The organism is Bacteroides sp. 1001136B_160425_E2, assembly GCF_015559655.1.
Taxonomy (GTDB): Bacteria; Bacteroidota; Bacteroidia; order Bacteroidales; family Bacteroidaceae; genus Bacteroides; species Bacteroides luhongzhouii.
The window spans coordinates 1-13,364 of record NZ_JADMQH010000037.1; the positions used below are offsets into that span (position 1 = coordinate 1).

General features: G+C 40.8%; 17 protein-coding genes and 1 pseudogene. 9 read left to right on the plus strand and 9 right to left on the minus strand.

Annotated elements, in window-relative coordinates:
- Positions 1-280: 280 nt before the first annotated feature.
- From I2I04_RS22580 to I2I04_RS22590, 3 genes are read right to left on the minus strand one after another with little or no spacing between them, the layout of a single operon-like run.
- Entirely contained in the window at positions 281-919 is a 639-nt protein-coding gene (locus tag I2I04_RS22580; protein WP_227239007.1) for a hypothetical protein, read from the minus strand.
- 3 nt (positions 920-922) lie between these two features.
- Positions 923-1,276: a hypothetical protein gene (locus I2I04_RS22585; protein WP_007653852.1), complete on the minus strand. Its 354-nt coding sequence runs from the start codon at positions 1,274-1,276 to the stop codon at positions 923-925.
- A 4-nt stretch (positions 1,277-1,280) separates the two neighbouring features.
- Positions 1,281-2,684, minus strand: coding sequence for an ATP-binding protein (locus I2I04_RS22590; protein WP_032529661.1), 1,404 nt, complete (start codon positions 2,682-2,684; stop codon positions 1,281-1,283).
- 195 nt (positions 2,685-2,879) lie between these two features.
- Here I2I04_RS22590 and I2I04_RS22595 point away from each other — a divergent pair, with 195 nt between their 5' ends.
- The 6 genes from I2I04_RS22595 (at position 2,880) to I2I04_RS22620 (ending at position 6,100) form a co-directional block, all read left to right on the plus strand.
- On the plus strand, positions 2,880-3,308 hold the full coding sequence (locus I2I04_RS22595) for a DUF3788 domain-containing protein (RefSeq protein ID WP_032529662.1): 429 nt from the start codon (positions 2,880-2,882) through the stop codon (positions 3,306-3,308).
- A gap of 39 nt (positions 3,309-3,347) precedes the next feature.
- On the plus strand, positions 3,348-4,481 hold the full coding sequence (locus tag I2I04_RS22600; RefSeq protein ID WP_195655906.1) for a GyrI-like domain-containing protein: 1,134 nt from the start codon (positions 3,348-3,350) through the stop codon (positions 4,479-4,481).
- Between the two features lie 6 nt (positions 4,482-4,487).
- Positions 4,488-4,955: a GyrI-like domain-containing protein gene (locus I2I04_RS22605; RefSeq protein WP_024988612.1), complete on the plus strand. Its 468-nt coding sequence runs from the start codon at positions 4,488-4,490 to the stop codon at positions 4,953-4,955.
- 69 nt (positions 4,956-5,024) lie between these two features.
- Complete coding sequence (locus I2I04_RS22610; RefSeq protein ID WP_032531309.1) at positions 5,025-5,267, plus strand: hypothetical protein; 243 nt, start codon at positions 5,025-5,027, stop codon at positions 5,265-5,267.
- Positions 5,218-5,637, plus strand: a complete 420-nt coding sequence (locus I2I04_RS22615) for an RteC domain-containing protein (RefSeq protein WP_024988611.1) — start codon at positions 5,218-5,220, stop codon at positions 5,635-5,637. The genes I2I04_RS22610 and I2I04_RS22615 overlap by 50 nt, the downstream gene beginning before the upstream one ends.
- A gap of 130 nt (positions 5,638-5,767) precedes the next feature.
- Positions 5,768-6,100: a helix-turn-helix domain-containing protein gene (locus I2I04_RS22620; protein WP_005646002.1), complete on the plus strand. Its 333-nt coding sequence runs from the start codon at positions 5,768-5,770 to the stop codon at positions 6,098-6,100.
- A gap of 42 nt (positions 6,101-6,142) precedes the next feature.
- Here the strand turns inward: I2I04_RS22620 and I2I04_RS22625 are convergent, their stop codons facing one another.
- The 6 genes and pseudogenes from I2I04_RS22625 to I2I04_RS22650 form a co-directional block, all read right to left on the minus strand.
- Complete coding sequence (locus tag I2I04_RS22625) at positions 6,143-6,868, minus strand: hypothetical protein (protein ID WP_195655907.1); 726 nt, start codon at positions 6,866-6,868, stop codon at positions 6,143-6,145.
- A 4-nt stretch (positions 6,869-6,872) separates the two neighbouring features.
- Positions 6,873-7,796 (minus strand): relaxase/mobilization nuclease domain-containing protein, encoded by a 924-nt coding sequence (locus I2I04_RS22630; RefSeq protein WP_195655908.1) that lies wholly within the window; start codon positions 7,794-7,796, stop codon positions 6,873-6,875.
- Positions 7,762-8,145: a MobC family plasmid mobilization relaxosome protein gene (locus I2I04_RS22635; protein WP_042985792.1), complete on the minus strand. Its 384-nt coding sequence runs from the start codon at positions 8,143-8,145 to the stop codon at positions 7,762-7,764. The genes I2I04_RS22630 and I2I04_RS22635 overlap by 35 nt, the downstream gene beginning before the upstream one ends.
- Before the next feature lie 156 nt (positions 8,146-8,301).
- Positions 8,302-9,281, minus strand: a pseudogene (locus tag I2I04_RS22640) (toprim domain-containing protein).
- A 336-nt stretch (positions 9,282-9,617) separates the two neighbouring features.
- On the minus strand, positions 9,618-10,850 hold the full coding sequence (locus I2I04_RS22645) for a VapE domain-containing protein (RefSeq protein WP_195655910.1): 1,233 nt from the start codon (positions 10,848-10,850) through the stop codon (positions 9,618-9,620).
- Positions 10,831-11,139: a helix-turn-helix domain-containing protein gene (locus tag I2I04_RS22650; protein WP_032590478.1), complete on the minus strand. Its 309-nt coding sequence runs from the start codon at positions 11,137-11,139 to the stop codon at positions 10,831-10,833. The genes I2I04_RS22645 and I2I04_RS22650 overlap by 20 nt, the downstream gene beginning before the upstream one ends.
- 339 nt (positions 11,140-11,478) lie before the next feature.
- Between I2I04_RS22650 and I2I04_RS22655 the strand changes: the two genes are divergently transcribed.
- The 3 genes from I2I04_RS22655 (at position 11,479) to I2I04_RS22665 (ending at position 13,235) form a co-directional block, all read left to right on the plus strand.
- The gene (locus I2I04_RS22655) at positions 11,479-11,766 is read left to right on the plus strand and encodes a helix-turn-helix domain-containing protein (RefSeq protein ID WP_032590477.1); all 288 of its coding nucleotides are present in this window, start codon (positions 11,479-11,481) and stop codon (positions 11,764-11,766) included.
- A gap of 4 nt (positions 11,767-11,770) precedes the next feature.
- Positions 11,771-12,052, plus strand: a complete 282-nt coding sequence (locus I2I04_RS22660; protein WP_032590475.1) for a helix-turn-helix domain-containing protein — start codon at positions 11,771-11,773, stop codon at positions 12,050-12,052.
- Positions 12,053-12,281: 229 nt separating this feature from the next.
- Entirely contained in the window at positions 12,282-13,235 is a 954-nt protein-coding gene (locus I2I04_RS22665) for a DUF4062 domain-containing protein (protein WP_195655909.1), read from the plus strand.
- Positions 13,236-13,364 lie beyond the last annotated feature (129 nt).

The window sequence follows — 13,364 nt, forward strand, 5'->3', positions numbered from 1 at the left end:
CAAATGTATAAAATAAAAAATACGAGACTCAAACTTGAATCCCGTATTTCCATTTACACAAAATATTTTATAGTGCCGATTTTTTGTTACCGAATCGATAGTGGTGCCATCAGCAACCGAAAATCGGTTTGTATAGCACTATTTCTCAATAAGTTATATCTTTATCACGATGTTAGTCCCTTGAATAAGGTTTTCACAGCTTTGCACCGTTTGACATCAGTTTGTATCTTGGGTACGATTTCTGAGTGCAAAGATACAACTAATATTAGAATTTCAAATATTATCCTTTTATTTGTTCTCTAAAAGACTTACCTATATCCATTATTAACTTGTCATATTTTTCTTTTGTCCTTCTATTTTTATTGATGGTGTTTTGTGCATCTGCTTTAGATATTATTTGTTGAACTTGTTCTCCACCTTCAATTTGTATTCTTATATCTATAAGCTTTAATTTTCCGAATTGGAATTGTTCAAATTGTTCTATAAGTTGAATTAATTTCTCATAATGTTCTTCTTCTATTAATAGAAGATTATCGCTAATAGCATTACGAGTAAGCCTGATTTGTTCACTGAAAGATGGTATTTGATTAGGGTCTGCTTTTTGCCATAACAAATCAGCTTGTCGTTTTGTATATAGTAGAACTTTCCATAAATCATTATACAATTCAAACTGTTTCTCTGAATATCTGAGAAACTGGGATTTTGCTTTCTCTAATTCATTTTTTGTATTTTCCAATTCAGAAGCATACTTTGTTTTTATCACTTCTAATTCTTTTTCATGTTTATTATTATAAGCATCTAATAATCTAGTTGAAAGGAAATTTCCAAACCATTTAGATAGTGCAATAATAACAACACTTGAACCACCGATTGAGACAATGAAGGCTGTTACTAACTTTACATATTCTATCATTTCCATATTTTAATAATATAATCCGTTATTCTGCATCCAAGTATTAATACTATCAGGGTCAATACTGCCAAATAAGTATTTGTTCTTTGATAAAAAACCAACTCGTTGTCCTCTTAAATATATGGTAGGTGGAGTGGATGTATATGGATTATAAGGGCTTAAAGAAGAGTAAGGACTACCATAAGTTGAATACTGATTCTTAAATGAAGTAGCGGAATAGATACTACCATACAAACCATATTCATAGGAAATGGAATCTATATCGTATCTATTAAGAGAAAGTTTTCCTAAGAATTGCCCGTCACTAGCAATTAAAAAGGATTCACATCTTGCAATTCTATTATTGAAATCATTTATATTCATATATTTATTTTTTTATGATATATTGTTGTAATGGACTATTAGGTTTGTTAGGTATAGTCATAGAAAGAATGCCTACTTCTAAAAGTGGGTTGATGATATTTTTTTTAAATCTACTTCGGTTTGTTTGTCCTACAAGTTTCATTATTTCTTGAATAGAATGGGGTTCTGAGCAATACGAAATTATTTGTTCCGCTATAAATGTATAACGTATATCCAGCTTAGGACATTCTTGGGACAAGCTTGGGACATTTATTATTTCATTTTTGATACTAATCCCTCTTTTAAATACAGCTGTAAACATCCCCTCTGTGTGAAATTCTGGTTCGGGCAGATTTGCTTCCCTCATAGTTTCCTGCATACGAGGAATACCGGATGCAACTCTTTCGACCAAGTGCATACGGGTAAATAACCCGAATATTAGTGGGTTACGTGTCATGCTTTTATGCCCGAAATTTTTAGCTACAATAGGCAAAAGTCCTCCGGGATTGGAAATCTCTACCCGGTCGTCAAACATTTCTATCATAATACTTGCGCCTTGTTCATAGTAGTCACGATGTGACAGGGCGTTTATAATAGCTTCTTTAAATACGGTTAGAGGGATTTCCCAAATTTCCTCTCTTGGTCCTGCTCCCTCTATTTTATAAGCTACTTGCAGTTTGCTTTCCAGCCAAGACATTGCCTGTAAATACTGTTGGTACAATGAACCTCCGAAAGCTTTATCATCTATAATATAGACTTTATTCGTTCCCTTGAAAAGAACACATCTTGTAACAGCATGTGGAAACTTTCGTTCAGGTTGTTTTCCAAAAAACATCGCCGCTCCATTCTTTACCGTTCCGTTCTCGGTAAATAGTTCCAAGTTTTCAAATATTTGTTTGTCGGGTGTGGACGGACTTAGTTTTGCTTCTGTTCGGAAATCCTTAATCATCTGTTCGTCTGCATCCGTGTAGATATTGAACCAATGGCAGGGTATATGGTCAAAAAAGATTTTATTACATTCCTGAAAGAAGCTGCGCATTTCTTCGGCTGTGCGAAGTTTCTGCGAGTTCGCTCCCTCACGCACATAGATAGAACCGGAAAATATATAAGGTTTGTCCTTGCCGGACGGAACATCAATCACCCAAATAGTTTTATCTCCAATATTTACCGAATACAATTCACAGTGGAGTGTAGGAGATATTTCACTGATAGAACCTTGAATGGCAGAACGCTTATCGTTTTCTAAGTTAGTATCTACCACTTGTCCGTTATCATCTACTCCAACAAGCACATATCCTCCGTCTGCATTGGCGAAAGCACATATTTCCTCTGTCAGTTCACGAACTTTTGAAGGGACACGAACTTTAAATTCTACATTGTAACCCTCTCCGCTATCAATGAGTGATTGTATATTTTCTGTATTCAGCATGAATCTCAAATAATTAGAATACAAAGTTAGTTATTTGTTCTGTATAACCCCATTAAGTTTTATTTTATTTGTCTTCAATCGCATCATTGGGTTATATTTATAATTTGCCTTTTACAAAATTAGCTATATTGGATAACGGAACAAATAAAAAAACAAGCTATTTTTGCCTTATCAATCAAGGTATTACAATTCATCATGGAAAAAGACTTTCAAATACCGACTCCGGAAGCGATAGAGTCTTTGATAGGAAAAGGGCTTTATCAAATATGGAATGCTCTCTGTCTTTTAATTGAGTATAAGTATGAAATGGAACGATTCTGGAACAATGGTGGGAGAAAATGGAAATATGAATATAAGTATCGAAGAGGTGGAAAAACTCTCTGTGCTTTATACGCTAAAGAAAATTCCTTTGGCTTTATGGTTATATTAGGTAAAGGAGAACGTGATAAATTTGAAATGCAACGAGAACTATTCTCAAAAGAAGTACAGACATTGTATGATGAAGCAACTGTTTATCATGACGGTAAGTGGATTATGTTTGAGTTGAGAAATGCCGAGTTGTTTAGTGATATAGAACGCCTTTTAGAAATCAAAAGGCTACCAAACAGAAAATTATTATCTTAAAGAAGTATCTTCCTTTATTATCATACTTTTGAATTTAAAATGAGCAAGAGATATTGTCAAAGTTGCGGTATGCCACTTCGTTTTGATATGGAAGAATGGCTGGGAACTAATTTGGATGGTTCTAAGAGCGATACGTTCTGTTACTACTGTCTGAAAGACGGGAAATATACAGTAGACGTGTCGATGCACGAAATGATTGATATTTGGCTTAGATACATAAATAAATACAATATGTATGCCCATACAGTTTATTCTCCCGAAGAATTGAAACTGATATTGGAGAAAAGACTGCCGACACTCAATCGGTGGAAACAAAAACAAGATACGAAGAATGTTCATAACCAAGCTATTCAAAGTATAGTTAATTATATCAGCAATCATCTGTTTGAGGATTTTGATATAAATACATTGTGCCAAAAGTGCGGAATGTCAGAATATCATTTTAGAAGGGTGTTCAAATTTATTGTCGGTGAAAATATAGGAAATTACATACAACGACTTAGACTGGAATATGCTGCACACTTATTGACCTCAACCGAATATACATTATCCCAGATAGCGGAACTATCTGGTTATCAAAGCAAATACAGTATTGCAAAAGCATTCAAGAAACATTTTAGAGTTTCAACATCCTTATTCAAGGAAAGATTCGCACCTCGAAAACGAAATGCGCATACATTGCTAACTTCCAGAATAATAATGATTAATAAAATGTTTGTTTCTTGTTTGGAAGTGGGGAAAGCATACGAAAATAAGTTTCAATATAAGATGGTATGGGATAAACTGTTGTATTATGCAAGGTTCAATAGGATAGACAAAAAACACACAAACTTTGTCAGTTTAAGTTTGGATAATCCGGCAATAACACCGGAAGATAAATGTCGTTTCTATTTAGGTATAATTATGAATGATATACCGGATGCCAAATTGAATACTATACAAATCCCTAATGGACAATATGCTATATTTAGGCATATAGGTAGTTATGATTTCTTATGTGATTTATATAGGATAATTTATGAAGAATGGTTTCCTGATAGCCAGTACTATCCCCAAAACACTTTTAGTTTTGAGGTGTATATAAATTCTCCATGTGATACAGATGTACCGGAATTGATAACTGACATATATATACCTGTCGTAAAGAAAAAAACATTCACTGATATAAAATAATATAGTATGGGAAAGATTTCAGAAATCGCATTGTTTCAACAATCTGAAACGTATGCATTAGTAGTGGAAACACGTACTACAGTAAAAGAAATTGCTATGACTATAGGCAGAAGCTTTATGGAAATAGAAACGTTGTTTAAAGAGCAAAATGCTGTAATGGCAGATGTTCCTTTTGTGGAATATCTTAATTTTGAATCCATGTCAGAAGATATTCACATGGTTATTGGATTTAAATCAGCTAAAGTCTTGTGTGGAAAGGGGAACATAAGAGCGATTACCATTCCGGGCAGAAAAATAGTATCTTGCTTACATAAGGGGAATTATACTGAATTAGCTTCTTTGTATCGTGAAATGCAGGAATGGATTGCGACTAAAGGTTATAAATCTTCAGGAGCATCGATAGAATATTATTATAGTAAGCCGGGGACTTCAGAAGAAGAACTGGTTACTAAGGTTGAAATGCCAGTTTTGTAGGCATCTTATAAAAATCTATTGTTAAACATTCATCTAAAGCCGTTTATTAGGCGGCTTTAATATTCTGATATGAAAAATTTATTAGAACAGAGATTTTTCCGGCTATTGTCGGAATGCTCACAGCGTAAAGTTTCTGCATCCGAGTTTACGGAAGCTATTGAGGAATTGGCTATGCATGTAGCCAATTTTGGTATCAACGAACAGGATTACAGCGTTTTGCTCCGCTATTTTTCTTTTGGTTTACATCGTCTTAAATCGTACCGTGTGCGGTTTGAGCAAGAAAAAAATGCCCTATTTGCATTTAATCGATGAATCTATAGGACTTTTAAACACCGAAATACGTCTTATCGAATGGCGCATCAAATACCCAGAACAGCTACAGCAACGTATCAACAAACAGCCTCTTTCCCCTCTCTATCTCGCAGACAAGACAACCCTTATCAACATCATGGAAATGGTAAGCGGTCTGTTCCTCTCCAAAGACATCGTGTATCAGAACGGCAAGCCCGCCTACTTGGTGGACTTGGCGAAAGCCTTTGAATGGCTTTTCAATATCAGGATAGGCGACTGTTACCAAAAACATGAGGACGTGATAAAACGAAAGCCGGGCAAGCTGACCGGGTTTCTTAATGGATTGGTAGAACTTATCAAAAAGGAACATGACAAGAAAGGGTACAGATAACCAAAGGTTTAGAATTTGTTTATAGGGGATTCCATTAGTTCCCCCGTAATTTTTTTGCGCCTGTTTTCTGAACTTTGCTTCATCAATCGATTGACAGACCATAATGTATAATCAGAAAAATGAAGCAATCATGTATATAGAGAATGACGATTTCAGCGTATGGATGCAGAAGTTGTACGCCAAACTGGAAGAACTCTGCAAGGATGTACGGGTACTGCGCAATGCCGACAGGGTGCTGCCCGAAGATGACAACCTGCTGGATAATCAAGACTTGTGCCTGCTGTTCAAAGTAAGCATCAAGACCCTGCAACGCTACCGGGCTATCGGTGCGCTACCGTACTTCACAATCAGCGGAAAAGTGTACTACAAGGCTTCCGATGTCCGGGAGTTCATCAAGGAGCGGTTCAGCGTCACCACGCTGCGCCAGTTCGAGAAAGAACACTGCACGAAGAAAAAGAAGTGAATTAGAAAGCCGGGGCGGTTCTGCTCCGGCTTCGCTTTAGGTTTATGGTTTGCCCAGCTTGTCGGCTTGCTCCCTTAGCTGCTCGGCTTGTTCGTTCAACAGTCTTGCCCGTTCCAACGCTTCCGCCTGCTTCCTGCTACGATATTCAAAGCCTTTCACCGAATCGGTCAGGCTTCGGATGAAATCGTTGTCCCGTTCCCTGCTGAACCTCGTTTCCAGCAAATCAAGGCTGCTGCCGTCTGCCTTTCCTTTCATCAGGATATAGCGGTATTTTATATCGTTGTCCTGTAACCGCTGCATTCTTTGTATAAACCGCACATTCAATGCAAGCGACACAAGACAAATGATTATCCCTGCTGAAAGAAGAAAGAACTTGGGCTTCAAATAGGGAGTTACCCGGTATGTCAGTTTGTCGTACCATGAAACGGGCGTTATTTCTCCGGCTGGTGTATCATCAGCCGGGAACAACACCTTTAACCGCTCCTTGAAATATCGGTGTGAGGTCACGATAAGCCCCTTTATATCTTCAAGGTCTTGTTTTTGGTTCTCGGACTGCCCTTTTCCGATACTGCCGATTTGGTTTAGAATCTCCTGCACCATGTTTTCAGGAATGCCGGATTTGCCCTGCATATCCGAAATGCGCTGTTCGATAACGTCCAGTCGGTTAATCATTTCCTCCCGGCTGGCTGGCGTTACCTGCTTCTCCTGCCGTTCTTTCAGTTCCGTGACCATAGAGAGAAGCCCCTCCAAAATTAAATTTTTTTCCATGTTCCTATAATTTTAAGTGTCGTTTCTTTTTCTTCTTTTTTCTTTCACCGAGATTGTCGGGCGTATCATCAGCCGGAGAGGATGAAGCGGAGAACAGACCGCCCAAGCCTGCCAGTAACGGACTGTCGGCTTTTCCCGGTGTCTGCGCTGGCTCCTGAACTGGTGCGGAAACCGTCTGTTGATTGTTTCCGGCAGTGTTCAGCCCCACATCCCCGAAGCATTTATCCAGCTTGGAGAAACTGAAACTGCGGTCTATCTCCGAACCCTTGAACGTATATTCGCCTTTGGAAAAGGATATGCCCTGCACTTCGCCAGTCTGTCCCCTGTACTTGAAATGAATCCCGATACCCTTTTCTGCCAGCCGGGTTTGTAACTGTTGCCAGTTCCTTGATTTCCCGATTTCATCCTTTACGGCATTGTAAATCTCGTATTTGGATTTGTCCGGCTCTTTCGAACGGTGCTGCTTTACATGCTCCTTGCCTTTAGCGAAATAAAGCCCGTGTTTGGCTTTCAGCTTCTTGCATACCTGCTCGTTGCGGTACATGTCGTTCCTGTCCGAAATGGTCTTGCCGTTGTTGTCTATGCGGTTGAACACGATATGCACGTGTGGATGTTCCCGGTCTTGGTGGCGCACGATGATGTACTGCGTATCGGTGATTTTCATTTCACGCATGTACTCCTGCGCAAACTGTACCATTTTCCCGTCTGTCAGCTTGGGTGCGTCCACCGGGGAATAGCTTAGCGCAATATGTCCGATAGGATTTTTCAGGTCGGGGTTCATCCCGGCTTGCAGTATGAAACTGCGTATGATGTCCCGGTTGCTTTCGGCTAACACTCCCTCCGCATGAAGCAAGGTTGCCTGTTCCTTGCCGAGTACATAGTTCACGCAGCCTTTAAATCCGCTTCCCTTTCTTATTTTTCCAATCATCCGACAGTTGGTTTATGATTTCGACAATCCTGTTCTTGAGTTTCACCAGTTCCACCGCCACCAGTGCGAATCCTCCGGCATTCGCCCGGTGCGCCAGTTGGTTGATGTTGTTGGCTTCGCCCGCCAGCTTGCGGATAGTGTCCGCATCCTGCCTGTTCAGCCGGGGCGTTACCTCTGCCGAAACGACCGCCTGCCGGACGTACTCGCTGACGTGCAGCCCGGCTTCGGTGGCTCGCTTCCTGATTGCGTAGAACTGTAACTCGGTCAGTTTCGTGCTGACTACCCGGTTCTGCTTGTCTATCCGGCTTTTTGCCGGGCGACCTCCCGGTTTGTTCCTTATCCCTGTCATACGTTTTTGCTTTTAGGTGGTATCTTAAAAATTGCGACCAACGGGAGAAATTTTCTTTGCTGCCAAGCAAAGCAAGGTGTTTCGGTCTACCGAAACATAACCTTGCTCTCCCTAATCACACAGCCTGCCATCGGTTCATGCCGCCAGCCTTGCAGTTCACATCCTTAGCCCTCTCTTTCTTTTTTCACCCGGATTTTGTCTGTTATCATGCTCCGGCTGGGGCTTGTCGGTAACTGTCAAATCTTGGGATTGCTTCACATTAAGGCTACGCAGATAGTCGTTCAGGTCATTGTGACCGCTGTACAGGTGTGATGCGTCACGTACACGCCATTTGTATTCCTGCCTTATGGTTTCAACCGCTTTCCTGCCTGCTTCGTCATTGTCAAGCATACAGTGTATATGACCGTAACCAGCCAGCGGATATAAGGCTTTATCTACGTTGGCGGTGGAGTTCAGGATAACGTAGTCCTGCCAGTCGGTACAGGGCATACCCGGGCTTTCCCGCTGCCGGATAGTGAGGAATGAAAGATAGTCCATAAAGCCCTCGAACACGAAACAGGTATCTCTCGGCTCTCCCTGCTGCCTTATATGGGTGATGTCTTTCGATGTGCTGCCCTTGAAACGGGGATTGCGAAGCTCGTAACCTCCTGAATCATTCCTGAACGCCAGCGCAAAATAAGGCTTCCCACCGATGCGGTAATACATTTCCTGCACGTACGGGGCTGCCGTTCCGGGGGAAATTCCCCTTTCCTGCAAGTAGCGCATGAGTGCCGGATTCTGTAACGGCTGTATTCTGCGTATCTCTATCGGGCTGGCTGCCTGCCTTTTCGTGTCCCTTTCGGGCAGGTCTTTCCCATGAAAGGAAAAAGAGGCGGTGCTGCCCTGTTCCAGTTGGCAGATAGCACCGTAGGCGTTGCACCCGTTCTGCTTCATCACAAGGTCGATGAGCGTCCCGCCCTCGCCGGTTCCGTAGTCACACCATAGATTGGCGTTATAATCCACCTTGAAACTCGGCGTGTTGTCCTCCCGTAAGGGGCTGCGGTACATCCCGTAGTTTCCCTTTTCCGTGACGGGCTGGATTCCCAAAGAGTTCAGGTAATCCTTGATACTGATATTGTTGCTTCCTTATAGGTCATAATCTTTATTTTTTTGATGTTGATAAATTGCAGTAGCACAGTAAGAAGTCAGTAAGAAGAAAAGTCACTATGTTTCTGCGCATAATTCTTTTTTATTTCAGCGGATTACATCTTATGCAGTAAGATAAGTAAGTTATTTCTTCAAAAGAAGATAGAAATATAACCCTGATATTTCCTGCGGTTTTTCTTTTTCCAAACTTTTCCAAAAGTTTGCGGTTTTATCTTACTGCTTACTGCGCTATTATTAAATGTTTGATATACAGGCTGTAAAATAAAAATACATCTTACTATGGCAGTTACTGCGTTGCAGTAATAACCAATCGTAAAATGACCGTGCTAACCGTAATCGCTGTTTGTACAGGATGTTGGAACAGGTTTTATCCTATACCCATATACCGAATAGGTCTGTTTGTCGATACGTTTCTGTACCCGTTTGAACCCGGCTTTGCGTAACGCTTCCCCCAGCCGTTTTTCAGATAGTTGCATGGGGCATATATCCCGTAAGCGTGCCAGTATTTGTGCCGTTGTCATAAAAAACAGGGCTTCTTCCTCCTCTGTCGGCTTCTCAAAGTATTGTGCCAGCATCTCGAACTCGACCGTCTGCACCTCAAATTCCGCATTTGTCAGGTGCAGTTCCCCAATCTCCGCATCATTGAACCAGTAACGCACGCCCTGACGGTACAGGTACATGATTTCGGAATAGACATTATCCATGCGGATACTTTCTGCCGTGGGCTTGTCTATGCGCAGCACCTCGAACGGCAAGAAACGCCTGCTGCCTGTCGGATCGGTCAGGAACTCGTTGCCGTTCACCGAAGCCATGAAGCTGGCGAGGTGGGGGTATTCCTCTATGTAAACATCATACGGTCTGCGGTACTTTACCGCCGGGGTGGTGATAAGGTTCTTTAATGCGTTCTCGTTCTGCTTGTTGAGTTCCTTTAGCTGGTCGTCAATGTTGATGAACAGGTATTCGGCTATCAGTGTCAGGATGTCTTTGCCCTGCGGGTCTATCTTCCCGGTGAACAGGTAGTTCTTAAGCGGTGTCGGGCAAAGGTTGTCCAGCCACCACGATTTGAACTGCCCCTGCCTGTCCCCGGTCAGCACCAAACAGGTATGGTTCTGACATCCCGTGTCGTTCATGGCGTTGGCTACCACACCGATAAGCCATTTCGTGAAATATTCCTCCCATTTGCCGGGGTTGGCTACCTGTACCGTGTTCAGAAGCCTGCCGATATGCCCGTGTTCGGCAGGATTCAGTAAGGGCAGGGCGTTGAAGTATTCCCGTATGGGATGTACCTTTCTTGCGAAATCGCTTTCCAGTATGGTACGGATGTTCTCGGCAGAGGTGACGATACCAGCGGTTGCGTCCAGCCTGCGCCTGAACGAGTTCAGGACGAATTTCGTAACGGGCTGGTACAAGCCCGAAGAACTTGCAGCCCGGTATTCCGTCCGGCTCTTTACAGTATTGAACCGGAAATCGTACAGGACGTTCAACAGGCTTTCGATGCGCTCGTTCTTTGACTGCCAACCCTCGATATGCCGTGCATCATCACTTCTTTTCTTTTTCATCGGGAAGTCTGTTAGAAGCCGGGACATACTGCTGCTGCATCCACTTTTTGAGTTCCTCCATGTCAAAACGCAGGGTACGCCCACGCTTGACACACGGTATCAGTCCCTTACTGGCTAAATGATACAGGTAATTGACCGAATACCCGGTTATGCCGCTGGCAACGGATATTTTGACTAACACAGGCTCTTTTCCGTCCTGCCGTTCTTCGGGCTGTACGCCCGTGACCGGGGCAATCATCTTTTCGATGTTCTCCAGCCGCTTGAAAATTTCTTCGAAAGGATTGTTCATAGGTGCTTGTTTTTTGAATTAGCACCACAAATAAAATAAGAAAAATCGGTAAAAAACAAAGCGTCAGCCGTTTGGAATCGCTTTGCTGCGCTCTGCACCAAATTAATGTCGGCAAATAGAAAACGGCTTTGTGTTCATTACCTTACTTATTTAGGGAGTGGAGAAAAAATAGGTTTTTTGTTATCGGTTCATTTCTTTCGTGTAGTTGTTGGGTTAGCGGTGGACATTTTCGGACACGCAAGGTCATTTGCGGACAGGAAGAAACGACCTGTCATTCAGCCTTATATATTTGCACCAGTGAAGAAAAACGGAGTATTGACAAGAATAAATATATCGGTTATGGAAATAGTGACGATTGAAAAGAAAACCTTTGAACTTTGGAAACAGAGGTTTGAAAATTTTGTGGGGCGTGTGGATGCGCTCTGCGTGCCTTTACGCAGGAAGCGTGACAAGTGGCTGGATAACTGCGAGACCTGCCGTTTGCTGAATGTTTCAGCCCGGACGATGCAGACTTACCGTGACACGGGGAAACTGCCTTACTCGCAGATAAACAGCAAGATTTACTACAAGGCTTCGGACGTGGAAACATTTTTGCTCAACCAAGTAAGGGACAATTCTAAAAAGTAGGCGTATGGATTTGATAACGAAAGATTCCGAAACCACGCTGGTGCTGTTTTCCTCCCTTGACAAGGTGCTGGAAAACGTGGAGTACGTGGTAATGAACTATCGCCCAGTATTGAACGGTGAACACTACCTGACGGGCGATGAAGTGTGCAGACGGCTTTGCATCAGCAAACGGACATTGCAGGATTACAGGGACATGGGACTGCTGGGCTACGTGCAGCTTCCGGGAAAAATCATCTACCGGGAAAGCGAGATTTTAGACCTGCTGGAAAGGCATTACAGAAAATGAAATCTTGTTTTCTTGGAATCTTGCTTTCTTGAAATATAGCTATCTTGTTTTCTATATTGTTTGATTGATTGAAAGCCAGCAATCACGTTTTCTTTAAAACTGTATTGCTGGCTTTGTAATCCACCAATTTATAATTAGGATTTATATAATTAGTATGTTATACTTTCAGTTTTTCGTATATTTGCATTGTATTCAAATAAAAGAGATTAAATACTAAAATTATAGAGATATGGCAAAACCGCGTGTTTTTATAAGTTCCACTTTTTATGATTTGAGACAAATTAGAGTAGAACTAGATAAGTTTATAGAGGGGTTAGGGTACGAACCCGTTAGAAATGAGGAGGGGGATATTCCTTATGGCAAGGATGAAGCTTTACAGGCATATTGCTATAAAGAGATAGCTAATATAGATGTTTTGGTATCAATAATTGGTAGCCGTTATGGTAGTGCAGGTATAATCAAAGAAAAGGAGCAGGAATACTCAGTATCACAATTAGAACTTAAAACTGCACTTAAGGAAGATAAACAAGTTTTTGTTTTTATAGATAAAAATGTTTTCACTGAATATGAAACTTATATATTAAATAAGAACAATGAGAATGTTATTTATAAGTATGTGGATAATGTCAATATTTATAAGTTTATAGAAGAAATAAAAGCTTTACCCCATAATAACAATATAAAGGGATTTGAAACTGCTGAGGATATTACAAGTTATTTGAGGGAGCAATTTGCTGGTCTTTTCAAACAATTTATGCTTGATAATAAAAGGGTTAAAGAAACGTTAATCATTAGAGATATAGAAAATACAGCAAAAACTTTAAGAGAATTAGTTGATTATTTAAAGGAGGATTCCCAAGGAAAAGACGAAGAAATAAATAGAATTATTCGTATTAATCATCCAATGGTGGGTAGATTAAAGGAATTGTTGAATATTCACTACAATATTTATATTGAGGGAAAAAGAGATTTGGAGGCATTACTTAAAGCAAGAGGATATAAGTTTAATCCAATAGAAGAATGCTGGGAAAGGACTTTTAATAATGAATTGTTAAAATTATTTATATCTGAAGACTTGTTTGAAAACGATAAATTGAAATATATAAAAGCCAGTGATTGGAGTGATGATTTTATTAAATTAGAAAAAGCGTTTTTACAGAAAGATGATGATTTGCCATTTTAAGTTTGCGACTTTCTTCTTTGGTGTAAAAGAAGAAAGTCGTTAGTGTTTTTTTGACACTGTCCACAATTTTGTGTAAATGGAACCAGGATTCAGTTGTAAGTTTCCTCTTATATCTGTATTCTGTTTTCA

Coding starts and splice junctions, on each gene's coding strand:
- I2I04_RS22580 (WP_227239007.1), bottom strand. CDS start 919: ATGGAAATGATAGAATATGTAAAGTTAGTAACAGCCTTCATTGTCTCA.
- I2I04_RS22585 (WP_007653852.1), bottom strand. CDS start 1,276: ATGAATATAAATGATTTCAATAATAGAATTGCAAGATGTGAATCCTTT.
- I2I04_RS22590 (WP_032529661.1), bottom strand. CDS start 2,684: ATGCTGAATACAGAAAATATACAATCACTCATTGATAGCGGAGAGGGT.
- I2I04_RS22595 (WP_032529662.1), top strand. CDS start 2,880: ATGGAAAAAGACTTTCAAATACCGACTCCGGAAGCGATAGAGTCTTTG.
- I2I04_RS22600 (WP_195655906.1), top strand. CDS start 3,348: ATGAGCAAGAGATATTGTCAAAGTTGCGGTATGCCACTTCGTTTTGAT.
- I2I04_RS22605 (WP_024988612.1), top strand. CDS start 4,488: ATGGGAAAGATTTCAGAAATCGCATTGTTTCAACAATCTGAAACGTAT.
- I2I04_RS22610 (WP_032531309.1), top strand. CDS start 5,025: ATGAAAAATTTATTAGAACAGAGATTTTTCCGGCTATTGTCGGAATGC.
- I2I04_RS22620 (WP_005646002.1), top strand. CDS start 5,768: ATGTATATAGAGAATGACGATTTCAGCGTATGGATGCAGAAGTTGTAC.
- I2I04_RS22625 (WP_195655907.1), bottom strand. CDS start 6,868: ATGGAAAAAAATTTAATTTTGGAGGGGCTTCTCTCTATGGTCACGGAA.
- I2I04_RS22630 (WP_195655908.1), bottom strand. CDS start 7,796: ATGATTGGAAAAATAAGAAAGGGAAGCGGATTTAAAGGCTGCGTGAAC.
- I2I04_RS22635 (WP_042985792.1), bottom strand. CDS start 8,145: ATGACAGGGATAAGGAACAAACCGGGAGGTCGCCCGGCAAAAAGCCGG.
- I2I04_RS22645 (WP_195655910.1), bottom strand. CDS start 10,850: ATGAAAAAGAAAAGAAGTGATGATGCACGGCATATCGAGGGTTGGCAG.
- I2I04_RS22650 (WP_032590478.1), bottom strand. CDS start 11,139: ATGAACAATCCTTTCGAAGAAATTTTCAAGCGGCTGGAGAACATCGAA.
- I2I04_RS22655 (WP_032590477.1), top strand. CDS start 11,479: ATGGAAATAGTGACGATTGAAAAGAAAACCTTTGAACTTTGGAAACAG.
- I2I04_RS22660 (WP_032590475.1), top strand. CDS start 11,771: ATGGATTTGATAACGAAAGATTCCGAAACCACGCTGGTGCTGTTTTCC.
- I2I04_RS22665 (WP_195655909.1), top strand. CDS start 12,282: ATGGCAAAACCGCGTGTTTTTATAAGTTCCACTTTTTATGATTTGAGA.